At 64.0% G+C, this 14543-nt stretch carries 14 protein-coding genes; 9 read left to right on the top strand and 5 right to left on the bottom strand.

Annotated elements, in window-relative coordinates:
* Positions 1-8: 8 nt before the first annotated feature.
* From C6V82_RS03045 to C6V82_RS03035, 3 genes are all read right to left on the bottom strand, one after another.
* Positions 9-1124: an extracellular solute-binding protein gene (locus C6V82_RS03045; RefSeq protein ID WP_102589403.1), complete on the bottom strand. Its 1116-nt coding sequence runs from the start codon at positions 1122-1124 to the stop codon at positions 9-11.
* Positions 1125-1346: 222 nt separating this feature from the next.
* Positions 1347-2423, bottom strand: a complete 1077-nt coding sequence (locus tag C6V82_RS03040; protein ID WP_102589402.1) for an NAD(P)-dependent alcohol dehydrogenase — start codon at positions 2421-2423, stop codon at positions 1347-1349.
* Positions 2424-2559: 136 nt separating this feature from the next.
* Complete coding sequence (locus C6V82_RS03035) at positions 2560-3126, bottom strand: NnrU family protein (protein ID WP_102589401.1); 567 nt, start codon at positions 3124-3126, stop codon at positions 2560-2562.
* Positions 3127-3277: 151 nt separating this feature from the next.
* Here C6V82_RS03035 and C6V82_RS03030 point away from each other — a divergent pair, with 151 nt between their 5' ends.
* The 3 genes from C6V82_RS03030 (at position 3278) to C6V82_RS03020 (ending at position 7035) form a co-directional block, all read left to right on the top strand.
* A complete protein-coding gene (locus tag C6V82_RS03030) occupies positions 3278-3880 on the top strand; it encodes a gamma-glutamylcyclotransferase (RefSeq protein WP_102589400.1) in 603 nt (200 codons plus the stop codon).
* 52 nt (positions 3881-3932) lie between these two features.
* Positions 3933-5186, top strand: a complete 1254-nt coding sequence (locus C6V82_RS03025) for a threonine ammonia-lyase (RefSeq protein WP_102589399.1) — start codon at positions 3933-3935, stop codon at positions 5184-5186.
* A gap of 106 nt (positions 5187-5292) precedes the next feature.
* On the top strand, positions 5293-7035 hold the full coding sequence (locus tag C6V82_RS03020) for an isocitrate/isopropylmalate family dehydrogenase (RefSeq protein ID WP_102589398.1): 1743 nt from the start codon (positions 5293-5295) through the stop codon (positions 7033-7035).
* 17 nt (positions 7036-7052) lie between these two features.
* Here C6V82_RS03020 and C6V82_RS03015 read toward each other — a convergent pair whose 3' ends face one another.
* Both C6V82_RS03015 and C6V82_RS03010 read right to left on the bottom strand, forming a co-directional pair.
* Positions 7053-7547, bottom strand: coding sequence for a phosphatidylglycerophosphatase A family protein (locus C6V82_RS03015; RefSeq protein ID WP_180978343.1), 495 nt, complete (start codon positions 7545-7547; stop codon positions 7053-7055).
* Between the two features lie 3 nt (positions 7548-7550).
* Positions 7551-8294: a tellurite resistance TerB family protein gene (locus C6V82_RS03010; protein WP_102589397.1), complete on the bottom strand. Its 744-nt coding sequence runs from the start codon at positions 8292-8294 to the stop codon at positions 7551-7553.
* A 290-nt stretch (positions 8295-8584) separates the two neighbouring features.
* Between C6V82_RS03010 and C6V82_RS03005 the strand changes: the two genes are divergently transcribed.
* The 6 genes from C6V82_RS03005 to C6V82_RS02980 are packed head-to-tail and all read left to right on the top strand — an operon-like array spanning position 8585 to position 14460.
* Positions 8585-9331, top strand: coding sequence for a GntR family transcriptional regulator (locus C6V82_RS03005; protein WP_102589396.1), 747 nt, complete (start codon positions 8585-8587; stop codon positions 9329-9331).
* Complete coding sequence (locus C6V82_RS03000) at positions 9328-10545, top strand: CaiB/BaiF CoA transferase family protein (protein ID WP_102589395.1); 1218 nt, start codon at positions 9328-9330, stop codon at positions 10543-10545. Before C6V82_RS03005 ends, C6V82_RS03000 begins: the two co-directional genes overlap by 4 nt.
* Positions 10546-10555: 10 nt before the next feature.
* A complete protein-coding gene (locus C6V82_RS02995) occupies positions 10556-11845 on the top strand; it encodes a TRAP transporter large permease (RefSeq protein WP_102589394.1) in 1290 nt (429 codons plus the stop codon).
* 52 nt (positions 11846-11897) lie between these two features.
* Positions 11898-12944 (top strand): TRAP transporter substrate-binding protein, encoded by a 1047-nt coding sequence (locus C6V82_RS02990; RefSeq protein WP_102589393.1) that lies wholly within the window; start codon positions 11898-11900, stop codon positions 12942-12944.
* 11 nt (positions 12945-12955) lie between these two features.
* Positions 12956-13477, top strand: coding sequence for a TRAP transporter small permease (locus tag C6V82_RS02985; RefSeq protein WP_102589392.1), 522 nt, complete (start codon positions 12956-12958; stop codon positions 13475-13477).
* A 50-nt stretch (positions 13478-13527) separates the two neighbouring features.
* Positions 13528-14460, top strand: a complete 933-nt coding sequence (locus tag C6V82_RS02980) for a hydroxymethylglutaryl-CoA lyase (RefSeq protein ID WP_102589391.1) — start codon at positions 13528-13530, stop codon at positions 14458-14460.
* The last annotated feature ends 83 nt before the right edge of the window (positions 14461-14543 follow it).

Here is a 14543-nt window from a genome sequence, read left to right as displayed (position 1 = left end):
GGCCTCTATCAGGCCGACAGGTAGCGATCCTGGTACTCGTTGCGCAGGGTCACGTACCACGGCTCCTGGATCGGCCACCACCACAGGTTGGCCAGATCTTCCTCGCTGTAGGAATCGGTGAAGAACTGACGGGTCTCCTCGGGCAGCAGTTCCGTGGCGCCCTTGGAGGTGGAGTTGTAACCGGTGGCCTCGACGAACATCGCGCCGGCTTCCGGGGTGTAGTACCAGTTGATCAACTCGTAGACGGCATCCGGGTTCTGGGCGTTCTTGGGAATCACGAAGCCTTCCATCCACGCCAGTGCCCCTTCGCGCGGTGCGCCGTAGGCGATGTCCTCGCCCTCCTGCTGCAGGCGGAAGGCCGTGCTGTCCCAGGTCTGGCCGATGATCGCACCGTTGGTGCGGAAGGCCGCCTGGGCCTCGTTCTCGGTATTCCAGAACTGCGCCAGCATGCCCTTGTGCTTGACCGCCTCCTCGAGAATGACATCGAAGTTGGCGCGCATCGCCTCCTCGTTCTTGTAGGAGTCGAGCATCGGGAACGGCAGGCGTCCCTCGCGCTCGAGCCACAGGCCAATGCCCACCAGTGCCGAGTGCCCGCGCACGGTCACGCCCTGGCCATGGTCCGGGTTCCAGAGGTCGGCGTAGCTCAGGTTGGCACGGTCGATATCGGCGAAGCGCCGATTCCAGGTGATCGCCTCGGTGCCCCAATCGCTGGGTGCGAAGTAGCGCTTGCCGTCGACCACGCCCCCCACACGCGAGCCTTCAATCGCGCTTTCCAGTGCGCCATCCCAGTTGATGCGCGACTCATCGAGCGGCTGAACCAGGTCGAAATCCAGATAACCCGGCACGCGATCGACCGTGGGCATGATCACGTCGAAGCCGGTGCCATCGGTGGCACGCAGCGAGTTCATCAGCTCGTCGTTGGTACCGTAGGGAGTGAAGGTCGCGCGGATCCCGGTCTTCTCGGTGAAGTCGTCGAGCATCCTGTCATTGAAGTAGCCCGCCCAGGCGTAGATACGCAGGGTCTGGTCCTGGGCCAGTGCCTTGTTGATATAGAAGGAAGGTACCGTGGCGGCTGCCCCTGCCGCGAGTGTGCCCTGAAGGAAGCGACGTCGTGAAATCGACATGACCGGTTCTCCGTGATTAGTGAAGCGCGATGGCTGACATTTCTGCAGCCGCATCCCCTTATCGCGCCCTGACGTGACAGCGGCATGACCATTCGATGACGGCCAACTACCGATCCATCAAGCGTAGCACCGTCTTCACATACGCCAAGCCAGCCTTTCAACGAACATCACCAGGCGCTGATACACCACGTTTCCCGACCAAGCCCCCGGTGCGGTTGGTACCTAGGCACTGATGGCCACCTTGAGCACCCCGTCACGTTGATGGGAGAACAGCTCGTAGGCTTCCACGATGTTTTCCAGATCATAGCGATGGGTGACCAGTGGCCCGAGGTCCAGCCGCTCCGACTCGATCACCTGCATCAGCCGGCGCATGCGCTCCTTGCCGCCCGGGCACAGCGAGGTGACGATACGGTGATCGCCAAGCCCGGCGCAGATGGCCCCCAGCGGAATGGTCAGGTCGCCTGAATAAACGCCAAGACTCGAGAGAGTTCCACCGGGCTTGAGCACGCGCAGTGCCGATTCGAAGGTCGACTGCAGACCCAGCGCCTCGATGGACACATCCACGCCACGCCCGCCCGTCAGCTTGAGAATTTCCGAGACCACATCCACCTTGCGGAAATCCAGGGTGATGTCCGCGCCCATCTGGCGTGCCATCGACAGGCGCTCCTCGACCCCATCCACGGCGATGATCAGGCCGGCGCCGCGCAGCCGCGCACCGGCAGTGGCACACAGCCCGATCGGTCCCTGGGCGAAGACCGCCACCATATCGCCGATCTTGATGCCCGCCGACTCCGCTCCGGCGAACCCCGTGGACATGATATCGGGGCACATCAGCACTTGTTCATCGCTCAGACCATCGGGAACCGGTGACAGGTTGGCCTGGGCATCGGGCACGCGCAGATACTCGGCCTGGGCACCGTCGATGGTGTTGCCGAAACGCCAGCCCCCCATGGGCTTGTAGCCGTGCTGGTGGTGGCCGCCATCCTGGGCGCTGCAGCCATCCTGGCAGGCGTAGGAAGTGAAGCTGGGGCAGATCGCGCCTGCGATCACGCGCTGCCCTTCGCGGTAGCCCTGCACATTGGCGCCGAGCTTCTCGATCACGCCCACCGGTTCATGGCCGATGGTCAGGCCCTTCTCGACCGGATACTCACCCTTGAGGATGTGCACATCGGTCCCGCAGATGGTGGTCGTGGTGACCCTTATCAGCGCGTCATTAGGGCCGATCTCGGGAATCGGCTTATCTTCGATCTCGATACGTCCGGGCTCGACGAAGATCGCGGCTTTCATCATGGCAGGCATGGCGGTGGCTTCCGATTGTCGCCTGGCCAAGGCGGGTGACAGTGGCCATCCCCCCTGTATCGCACACTGCCGCCCTATCAGCCTTGACCGGCATCAAGCCAACCAGTCAAGACACCACTCGACCAGCAACAATGACCTACATCACCGGCACACCGGTCACCCACTGGTGCAGGAAGAAGGCAAAGACCACGTAGGCCACAAGCCCGCCCGCCACGGTGATCACCGTGCTGGAGGTGCGAGGAGTGACGGGTGACGCAGCGGGGCGACGACGCGCCGAGCGAAAATCGAGCACCGCCCACGCAAGGAAGGCGCCGAAGAACACGATATCACCCAGGCGTCCATTGGCAAGCAGGTGGGCCAGCGCCCAGACCTTGACCGCCAGGATCATCGGGTGGCCAAGACGCGCCTTCAGATGATTACCCGGCACATAGGCCGCCACCAGAAGGATGAAGGCCGGAATCATCAACAAGGCCACCAGGTGGCGTAGCGCCACCGGTGGCTGCCAGACCCAGACCGGGTCCAGGCGCATCTGGCCAAATCCCCAGATCGCCAGTGCCAGCCCGATGATCGAGACCACCGAAAAGCCGAGTTTCCAGGCCGTCTCGCCGCGTTGCTGGACCTGACGGGTTCGCCAGTCATCGGCGAAGATGCGTATCGAGTGCACCCCCAGGAAGATCGCCAGGCCGAGAATCATTACCATCATGGATCGAGGTCCTTGTACTAGGAATGTATGTGGGAAAATATGAAGGAAGCTTGTCGGAAGTCAGCGTTCAGCTTACTGGCTCCCCGAGCCGCTCACCAGCATTGACCCCATAAGCTTCGACAAGCCAGGCCAGACATCGCATCATACCCACATGAGCACCGACACCACCCTGCTGAACCAGCGCATGACCCACTTCGATGGCCACGATGAGATCTGGCTGTTTGGCTATGGCTCACTGATCTGGAAGGCCGACTTCCCCTATCTGGAGCGTCGACCGGCGCATATCCATGGTTGGGTACGGCGCTTCTGGCAAGGCTCCCACGACCATCGCGGCACGCCTGAATCCCCCGGCCGAGTCGTCACCTTGCTCCACGAACCCGGTGCGACCTGCCATGGCATGGCCTACCGGATCACCCCTGACGTGCTTGCCCCGCTGGATGTTCGCGAGAAGAACGGCTACCTGCGCGAGGTCACCCGGCTGTTCTTTGATGACACCGCAAGCGACGCCACTGCCGAAAACGACAAGAAGGTCGAGAGCGCCGAAGGGCTGGTCTACCTTGCCACGTCCGACAACGCCGCCTTTCTCGGCGAGGCGCCTCTCGATGCCATCGCCGAGCAGATTGCCAACGCCCACGGGCCCAGTGGCGCCAATCGCGACTACCTGATCAACCTGGCCTGCGCCCTGCAAGAACTCGGAGTGGACGATCCCCACGTGTTCGCGCTGGCCCACCGCCTGCACCACGTCGGACATTGACCCTGCCGCTGACTCAGCCACTGATTCTGGGCCCCAAGGAGACGCCCCTCCCATGACCGTGACCCTTGCCGACGTTCGTCATGCCGCCACACAGATCCACGGAAACGTCGAACGCACCCCTTGCCTGCATTCGCACACCCTCTCCCAACTCACCGGTTGCGAACTCTACATCAAGTTCGAGAATCACCAGTTCACCGCCGCCTTCAAGGAGCGCGGCGCACTGAACCACCTGCTCTCGCTTTCCCCGCAAGAGCGCGCGCGAGGCGTGATCGCCATGTCAGCCGGGAACCACGCCCAGGCGGTGGCCTACCATGCCCAGCGGCTGGGTATCCGCGCGACGATCGTGATGCCCCGCCACACCCCCAACCTCAAGGTGCGCAATACCCGTGCACTGGGCGCCAACGTGCACCTGGTGGGCGATGGCGTGGCCGAGGCGGGCGACTACGCCTTCGAGCTCGCCGCGCGCCACGACCTGGTGTTCGTGCACCCCTATGACGATGAACGCATCATCGCCGGCCAAGGCACCATCGCCCTGGAGATGCTCGAGGACGTGCCGGATCTCGACTGCCTGGTGATACCCATCGGCGGCGGCGGGCTGATCAGTGGCAACGCAGTGGCCGCCAAGGCATTGAAGCCCGATATCGAGATGATCGGTGTCCAGACCAAGCGCTTTCCCGCCATGCAGCAGGCATTGGCCGGCGAGCCGATCCAGTGTGGCCTGGCCACCCTCGCCGAGGGCATCGCCGTGAAGCAGCCTGGAAAGTTGACCCAGGCGATCGTGCGCGACCTGGTGGGTGACATCGTGCTGGTGGACGAACCGGAGATCGAGCGGGCGATCCTGATGCTGCTCGAGATCGAGAAGAGCGTGGCCGAAGGGGCCGGCGCTGCGGGCCTGGCCGCAGTGCTGGCCGATCCCGAACGCTACCGGGGGCGCCGGGTCGGGTTGATCCTGTGCGGTGGCAACATCGACATGCTGGCGCTGTCGTCGGTGATCCAGCGTGGGCTGGTACGCTCCGGACGCATCGTGCGGGTACGCGTGGCGATTCCCGATGTCCCCGGGGCCCTGGCGGAACTCACCCAGCTTCTGGCCCGTGAACGCGCCAACGTGATCCAGATCGCCCACCAGCGCACCTTCACCGACCTTTCGCTGCGCGCCACCGAGGTCGAGGCTACCCTGGAAACCCTGGGCAGCGACCATACCCGCGACGTCATCGAGGCGCTGCGCGCCGAAGGCTATGACCCGGTGCTGCCAGCCAACGAGGTGCATCCCGACGAACGCTGGGCCACCACGCCGGAAGGGCATTGAAGACCGGAAGGGACAGGATGCGTGGATTGCCCGCCAGCCGCCATCGGCTTAATCTAGGCGCGATTCATGGTGGCTTGCGCGCCGCCGTCACAACCGGGGGAATACGATGAGTAGCAAGATCAAGGTAGCGTCGCCATTGGTCATCCTGCATGGCGACGAAATGGCCCAGGTGGCCTTCGAGCGGATTCTCGACACCTTCGTGACCTCCCCGCTGGACATCGACCTGGTGGAAATCGATCTTTCCGCGGAAAATCGCCTGATCACCAACGGGCAGTCGGTGATCGATGCCATCGAAGCACTCAAGCAACATGGCGTGGGCATCAAGAATGCCGGTATGACGGTGAATCGCGCACAGCTTGGTGAAATGCTCGCCAAGTATCCCGAAGTCGATGGCGCGACATTGCACCCGCTGGCCACCAAGTCACCCAACGGGGCGATTCGCAAGGGCATTGGCGGCAATATCACCCGCGAAGACATCCAGTTTCGCAACCTTCAGGTCAAGACGCCCGAGTGGGTGGGCCGCGACATCGTGGTCGACACCATGGAGCAAGGCGGCATCAAGGACAGTTTCAATGCCCTTTCCACGGCCACCGGGGTGATCAAGCTGATGTTCGTCGGCGCCAGCGGTGACCCGCGGGAGTTGCACCGTCGAGAGGTCAGCAAGGGCGACCCCTGGCTGCTTGCCAGCAACGACCTGGCCAACGTCAAGGCCTGGGCGCACCGCTTCTTCCAGCGTGCCATCGACGAGCGCCGCGATGTCTATCTGGGGCTCAAGGACACCGTGATCGCCGGCTACGACGGAGTCATGCGCGCCACGATCGAGCGCATCTTCGAAACCGACTACCGCGAGCAGTTCGAGGCGCTGGGGCTCTCGTATCACTACGAGCTGATCGACGCCCAGGCGGCGCGTATCGTTGCCAATCCGCCCGAACGAGCGCTGTGGGGCGTGCCGGACAACACTACCGGGCGCAAGCTCTACAAGCTCGTCGAGCAACTCAAGCAGCACGGCATCCCCAGCCGCAAGGCGCATGTGTCGTTATCCCGCATGAGCGCCGGCGGTGGCGACCAGTACGGCAGCTACAACATGCCCGCCGAGGAAGATGGCATTCTCAAGATTGTCGTCGATGGTGAAGAGAAGCATGCCAGGCACGTCAAGAAAGGTGATCCGATTCTCTTGATGTCCAACGACCGCCGGGCGATCAAGGACTGGGTCGGTCAAGTCTTCCGCGACGCCTCACGCAAGGGCAAGGAGGTCTATTTCGGCCTCAAGCGCGAATACATGGATTACGACGACGTCTTCAGCGACGTGATTACCGAAGTGCGCATCGAGCTCGCGAAGGCCGATACGCCGCCGCCCTCCTTCATGATCATGCGGCCCTCCAGCCAGCTCATCAAGATGATCACCGACCCGCCGCGCAATGCCCTGTACCCGGCACAGAACCTCGATGGCGACATCTTCTCCGACATCTCGGCCGCCCTCGGTGGCAGCCTTGCCACGGCAAGCTCGATCATCGAGAGCCAAAGCGGCACCATGCTGTTCGAAGCGCCCCACGGCACCGCCCACGACCTCTACCTGGCGTACCAGGAAAGCGGCGGCAAGAAGGCCCACTTCAACTCCTCGGCACTGATCTACGCTGTGGCCAATGCCCTGGAAACCCTCGGTGAGCGCGACCACAACCAGGCGCTGATCGACTATTCGACACGCCTCAAGGCAGCGCTTATCGACACCGTCGCCGATGGGGTCATCACCGGCGACCTCAAGGGCAAGACCACCCACCCCGAGAGCGAAACCCTGGTCGACATGCAGGGCTTTATCGACGCGGTGGGCAAGCGCCTCAACGCGGACTGAGCCAGGGGGCGAACCACCTAGCGAAGTGCCGGCCTCAGCCGGCGCCACACCAGCAGTATGGCCGCGAGCAACAGCCAGCTATAGATCGCGGCCATGCTGTCATCGAGCATGATGCCAATCCCACCACCGATGGCTTCGAGTGAATCGATCGGTGGCAGCTTGGTGATATCGAAGAAGCGGTAGACCACGAACGCCAGCAGCATGCCGACAGGCGAGCGCAATGCCGCCAGGCCCAGCACCGCCAGCGGGAAGGCCAGGAATTCATCGGCCACCACCGCCGGCACATCGCCTCCCCCCAACGCTTCAGCCCCCACGTCGCAGATCGGCACACCGATCAACAGCAGGAGCGCCACGCTGCCCGCTTGCCACGGCCATGAGCGACCGAGCAACCACCAGGCGAGCGGAATACCCAGCAGCGAACCAAAGGTACCCGATGCAACGGGCAAGTGCCCCAGGCCGAAACCCGTCGCCAGCCACACTGTCACACTTTGCCACAACGCCAGGTTGTCCATGGCTCACTCGGCCTCACGGGCCTGGCGCTCGAGTTCCTTGACCATCGACGGCTCAAGCCCAAGGGCCCCTGATAACTGATCCAACCAGGCACGCTCCATGGGGTTCTGCTCGTCCACCACCGCGACACTGACCAGGTAGATCTCGCGGGCCGCCTGGGGAGAATCGGCCTCACGCGCCAGGGTGGCGGCGTCCAGCGGCGCCGCGAGCTGGCGCTCCACCCACTGGTGCAGCTCGGCATCGGCACCCAGGGCGTCGATCTGGTCGCTGATCAGTGCCTGCTCCGAGGCATCGATATGACCATCGGCGCGCGCCGCCCAGATCATCGCCTGAAGCAGTTCAAGGCTGCGCCGTTCGCTCTCCTGGCCCGCCAGGCTCTCAACCGGCTGCCCTGCCTGGCTTGCGTCCTCGCCCTGTTGGCGGGAGTTCTGCCAGGCCTTCCAGGCCAGGGCCCCGACACCGGCCAGCGCACCATACTTCAACGCCTTGCCGCCCAGCTTGCGACCCCGCCTGGAGCCTACCAGCAGGCCCAGCGCCCCGCCGCCCAGCAAGCTCTTGACGTCCACACCCGAACCACCTTGAGAACCACCGCGTGACTGGCCATCGCTGGACTGTCCACCGCGTGACTGGCCACCGCCCAACTGGCGTGACAAGCCGTCGAGAATCCCCTTGAGATCTCCACCGCCCGAGCTCGACTTGCCACCCCCGGCTTGCTGCATCAACTGCTGAAGAATCCTGCTGGCATTCATGAACGTCTCCTCGATGGGCTATGGGTGCTCGAAGATCATCATGCCATCGACAATACCCAGCGACGAGCGCTCAACACTGCACTGGATTTTTTTATGCCCCATGGCCACTTGCCGCACTCCCCGGGACACTCCAGCCGCCTTCGTCAATGCATTCCGCACACGTGTGACGAACATGTGTTACGAACATCTGTTACGAACAACAGTTGCATGCAAAAAACGACCAAAGTCTAATAATTAGTCATGCTGATCGGCATCTATAGTCAACATTGCATGCAACAAGCGAGACAACCATGGATAAAGCGCTTCGCACACCACACCCCAACGTCGTCAGGACCGCGACGGCCGAAGTGCATGACGTGATCAAGCAGCGGATCCTCGACGGTCATTACCAGGCCAACGAGTACATCCGCGAGACCAGCATCGCCCGCGAACTCGCGGTCAGCCGCACCCCCGTCCGCGAGGCGCTGCGTGAACTGGTCACCGAGGGCTGGCTTGAAGCCATTCCCCACCATGGTGCGCGCGTAGTGGCCTGGACCGACGACGACGCCCGCGAAGTTTTCGAACTACGCATGGTGCTCGAACCGATGGCGGTTCGCCTGGCAAGCGGTCGCATCACTGCCGAGCGGCTGGCTAGGCTGGAGTCTCTGGCCGGTGACATGGAGGCTCTCGTCGAGCTTGTCGAGTCCGACCCTAGCGTGCGCAACGACATCGCCTTTCTTAACCATGATTTCCATCGCGAACTGATTCTCGCCAGCGGCAACCACAGGCTTGCAAGCGTGCTCGAGAATGTGGTGCGCACCTCAGTGATCCGACGCAACTTCGGCCACTACGACCTCACCAACCTGAGGCGCAGCATGCGTCACCACCGCGAAATCCTCGAGGCCATCAACGCCGACAGCCCCGAGTGGGCCGAGAGCGTGATGCGTGCCCACCTGCTGGCCGCCAAGGCGCTGCATGTCAGAACCAACGACACAGCCGAGCCGGCCTCACCGGCACCGCCCCGCCACACCTTGGAACAGGACCCACAACAACAATGACTCAGCACGACACTTCCCCTTCCACACCGCTCAGCGACATCAAGGTCCTCGAGCTCGGCCAATTGATCGCCGGCCCCTACTGCGGCCAGGTGCTGGCCGACTTCGGTGCCCAGGTGATCAAGGTCGAGCCACCCGGCAAGGGCGATGCCATGCGCCAATGGGGCGAGGAGGACAGTGAAACCGGAGAGCCGCTGTGGTGGAACGTCATCGGCCGCAACAAGCAGTCGCTGACCCTCGACCTGCGCACGCCCCACGGCCAGTCCGTGCTGCGCAAGCTGGCGGGCAAGGCCGATGTAATCATCGAGAACTTTCGCCCCGGCACCATGGAGCGCTGGGGGCTCGGCTTCGAGGATCTCGCCCGAGAAAACCCGGGCCTGGTGATGGTGCGGGTGACAGGCTTCGGCCAGGATGGCCCCTACGCCTCGCGGGCGGGTTTTGCCTCGGTGTGCGAGGCCATGGGTGGGCTGCGCTACCTGAGCGGCTACCCCGACCGGCCGCCGGTGCGAGTCGGCATCTCTCTGGGCGACACCCTGGCCGGGCTGCATGCGGCGCTCGGCACCATGATGGCCCTGCACCAGCGTGAGCGCACCGGGCGCGGCCAGGTGGTCGACAGCACCATCTTCGAGTCGGTGCTGGCGATGATGGAGAACCTGATTCCCGAATACGCACGCGCCGACAAGATACGTGAGCGCAGCGGCAGCTTCCTGCCAAAGATCGCCCCCTCCAACGCCTACCCCTCGCGTGATGGCCGCGACGTGATCATCGGCGCCAACCAGGACACGGTGTTCCGCCGCCTGTGTGACGCCATGGGCCAGCCACGCCTGGCGGATCACCCCGACTACGCCACGCACCGGGCCCGCGGCGACAACCAGCAGGCCATCGATGATCTAGTGGCCGCCTGGACCCGCCAGCACGACGCCCAGCAGGTGGTCGACATCCTGGCCGAGGCTGGCGTACCGGCGGGGCTCGTCTACCGCGCACCGGACATGCTCGACGACCCGCACTTCCAGGCGCGTGAATCGATCGTCGCGGTGCCAGACCGGCATGGCAAGCCGCTGCCCATGCAGAACGTATTCCCGAGGCTTTCCGAGACACCGGGCCGCATCGACCATGTCGGGCCAGCGCTCGGCGAGCATACCGAGGCCATCCTGTCGGACTGGCTCAACCTCGACCAAGCCGCCATCGACGCCCTGCGCGCCGACGGCGTGATCTGAGGAAACGACCATGGATCCGATCATCGTTCTGGCCGTGCTGGTGGTACTGATCACCGTCGGCTTTCCCATCTTCCTGGCCCTGGGGCTCTCCGGGCTGATCGGGCTGTACATGGCCCGTGGGTCGCTGGCGTTCTTCTTTGCACCTTCGTCGCTGTTCGGCCAGCTCAACGCCTTCGAGCTGATCGCCCTGCCGCTGTTCATCCTGATGGGCAACTTCCTGGGTGCAACCCCCGTCGGCTCGAGCCTGTTCACCGCCGCTGTGCGCTGGCTGAACTGGCTGCGCGGTAGCCTGGCGATCTCCTCGGTGGGCGCCTCGGCGATGTTCGGCGCGGTCTCCGGGGTCAGCCTTGCCGGGGTCGCCGCGGTGGGCTCCATCGCCGTGCCGCAGATGCTCCAGCGCGGCTACAGCCGCTCCCTTGCCGCCGGTGCGGTGGTCAGCGCCGGGGCACTTGCCATGCTGATTCCCCCCAGTGTGCCTTTCATCATCTATGGCGCGGTGTCCAGCGTTTCGGTGGCGGACCTGTTCATCGGCGGTATCGTGCCCGGTATCGTGCTGGCGCTTGCCCTGTCGCTGTTCATCTATATACGCGTGCGCTTGAACCCCTCCGAGGCACCGGCCAGCGAAGAGCGTTTCACCTGGAAGGAGCGCTGGGTCAGCCTGGCCAACATCTGGCACGCCGCGCTGCTGGTGGTGGCCGTGCTCGGCTCGATCTACTCAGGCCTTGCCACCCCCAGCGAGGCCGCCGGCATCGGTGCCGCCGGTGCCTTCCTGATCGCCACCCTGGTGTTTCGCAGCCTCTCCTGGGCGAAATTCCTGCAGATTCTCGGCACCACGGCGCGCATCAGCGGCGCCATCCTGTTGATCATCGGTTGCGCCAAGATCTTCGGCGACTACCTCAACATGGTGCGGGTACCGCAACTGCTCACCGAGACCCTCACCGCCTCGGGCCTGCCGGCCTGGGCGATACTCCTGGCGGTGATGCTGCTGCTGATACTACTGGGCATGATCGTCGATGCCGTCTCGCTGATCGTGGTGACAACGCCTGTGCTGCTGCCGCTGATCACAGCACTCGGCTACGACCCGTTGTGGTTCGGCATCGTCATGGTGCTGAACCTGGAGATCGCCGTGGTCACCCCGCCGGTGGGGCTTAACCTCTATGCGTTGCGAGGCGTGTGCCCCGAGCTCTCGATCGAGGAAATCATCAAGAGCTCGCTGCCTTTCGTCGCCGTGCAGTTCCTCGTGCTGATGCTGTTCGTGTTCTTCCCAAGCCTCAGCCTGTGGTTACCGAGCCTGATGTAGGGCCGGTGTAAATCGTAAATCCTACTTCACAACAACAAGCAGGAGACACACCATGAGCTTGACCCGTCGCCAAGTACTCAAGTACGGCACCTTCGCCACCGCCGGCGCTACCCTGTTCGGCACCCAGAGCCTGCTGGCGCCGCGCAGCATGGCCGCCACCACCCTCACCGGCGTCACCTACCTGCCGGACTCCTACAAGGCCCTGACCTACGGCTCAAACCGTTTCGTCGAAATGCTCCAGGAGAACGGCGGTGACCTACTGAACGTGGACTTCCACGATTCGGGCCAGTTGCTCAAGGTCGACGAACAGTTGCCGGCGCTGCGTGCTCGCAGCATCGACTTCATGTTCCACACCTTCTCCTACATCACCCGCTCGATCCCGATCCTCGGTGTCACTGGCTTGCCCGGCGTGGTGGGCGAGCTCTATCGCAACCCCGAGCGCCTGCGCCAGGGCAGCCCACTGATGGAACTGATCAACGAGGTGCTGGCCGAAGAGAACCTCTACATGCTCACCTCCGGCGGCGGCATCCTGGAGCCGGAATACCTGTGGAGCACCGAGGGCAGTCCGATTCGTAATCTCGACGATGTGCGCGGCAAGAAGATCCGCATCGTCGGCTTCGAAGCCACACAGGCGTTCGAGAAATACAATGTCGGCGCCACGCGCATTCCCTCCTCCGAGACCTACATGGCGCTGCAGCGTGGCACGGTGGATGCCGGCATCTTCAACATATCGACAATCATCGGGCGCAGTCTCCAGGAGCAGCTGCAGTACTGTTACAAGCTGCCGATCACCGGCTTCTCGGTAGCGCCATTCATGCTGCGTGACACCTGGGATCGTCTCGACGACGAGACCCGCGCAATCATTCAGCAGGCCGCCGACTGGTACGACGCCAACTTCATCGACCATTGCAACAACGACATCTACCCCAACGAGTACTGGCCGATGGTCGAGGAAGCCGGTATCGAGATCATCGAACCGACCGAGGAGGACCTCGACACCTTCAACGCCGGGGTCGAAGAGGTTTGGGACATGTGGAAGGAAGAGGTCGGCCAGGAGGTCGGCGATCGTGCCATTGCCCTGGCCCTTGGTCAGGCGTGAGGGAGCTGCCCATGTCTTCGACTGCCATGCGTTGCTGGGACGGCCTGATGGCCGTCCTGCGCGGGACCTCGATGGCGGTACTGGTGTTCATGATGGCGTCGATCTGCTACGACGCCATCATGCGCTACGCCTTCACGGCCCCCACTAGCTGGAGCCTGGAGATCAACTCCTTCCTGCTGGTCTACCTGGCCGTGATCGGCGCCGCCGAGGCCCAGCGCCATGACGCCCATATCCGCATCACTTACTTCAAGGACAAGCTGCCGCTGAAGGCTCGTGGCATCATCGAACTGATCACCGGGCTGCTCGGTGTCGTGTTCTGCGTCATCCTGGTGTGGCGCGGCGGCATCATGGCGATGCAGGCCTTCGAGTACGGCGAGCGCGTCTCGAGCGCACTGGGAACGCCCATGGTGTATCCCTACGCACTGATGCCGATCGGCTTCGCCGCCCTGGGTCTGCAGTTCCTGATCGACGCCTTCAGTGCATTCAAACGCCTGAGCGACCCCGACAACGAGGAGGACGTTGCCCATGGCTGAGCGCCAGTACCGACAACCCCCCAGGCCCACCGCATCACGGAGGCTCATCCATGACATCGCTTAATCCGCCAGCCCGGGTCGACGTCGTCGAAGTCGCCCCGCGCGACGGCTTCCAATCGATCCAGGCCCCGCTTCCCACCCAGGACAAGCAGCGCTGCATCCAGGCGCTGGTCGATGCCGGCGTCACCCGCCTGGAAATCGGCTCCTTCGTCAGCCCCAGGGCCATTCCCCAGATGGCCGACACCGGCGAGCTCGTCGCCGCCTTCGCCGAGCGTCCGGAACTGCGCCTCTCCGCGCTGGTTCCCAACCTCAAGGGCGCCGAGCTGGCACTTGATCACGGGATCCGCGAAGTGGTCTACGTGGTCTCGGTGTCGGAAGCGCACAACCGCAGCAACGTGCGGCGTGGCGTGGACGAATCCCTCGAGGACCTGGGGCGGGTGATCGCGCGCCTTCGCGAAAGCGAAGGCACCCGGCTGCGCCTGGATCTCGGCACCAGCTTCGATTGCCCCTTCGACGGCACCGTGAGCTGGCAGCAGGTCGATCGCGTGCTCGACAAGGCCCTGACGCTGGTCGGCGAACTGCCGGTGGAAGTGGCGATGTGCGACACCACCGGCCGCGCCAGCCCCTACCAGGTAGCCGACCACTTCACCCGGCTGCGCGAACGCCATGCCCGCCCTGGCCTCGAATGGGCCTTTCACGGCCACGACACCTTCGGCATGGGCGTGGCCAACGCGCTATTCGCCATCCACCATGGCGCCACCGCCGTGGATACCGCCTGCGCGGGCCTGGGCGGCTGCCCCTTCGCTCCCGGCGCCACCGGCAACACCGCCACCGAAGACCTGCTCTACGCCCTGCAGGGCGGTGGCGTGGTCACCGGCATCGATCTGCCGCGGCTGCTCGCCGCCGCCGACCTGATCGCCGACCTTCCCGGCGGCCAGACGGCAAGCCACCTGCGCACGGTGCCCAGGGAAAGGGTGAGCTGAACACCCACCCCGGCAACGCCAATTCCGGCAGAGCCGGCTTGACCCGCGAGGCACCAAGGCGGCAACCTTCCCTATAAACGGGA

It is taken from the genome of Halomonas urumqiensis (assembly GCF_003028575.1).
Taxonomy (GTDB): Bacteria; Pseudomonadota; Gammaproteobacteria; order Pseudomonadales; family Halomonadaceae; genus Halomonas; species Halomonas urumqiensis.
The sequence above is the reverse complement of the archived record's forward strand: the minus strand, read 5'-3'. Positions and strand labels throughout refer to the sequence as shown.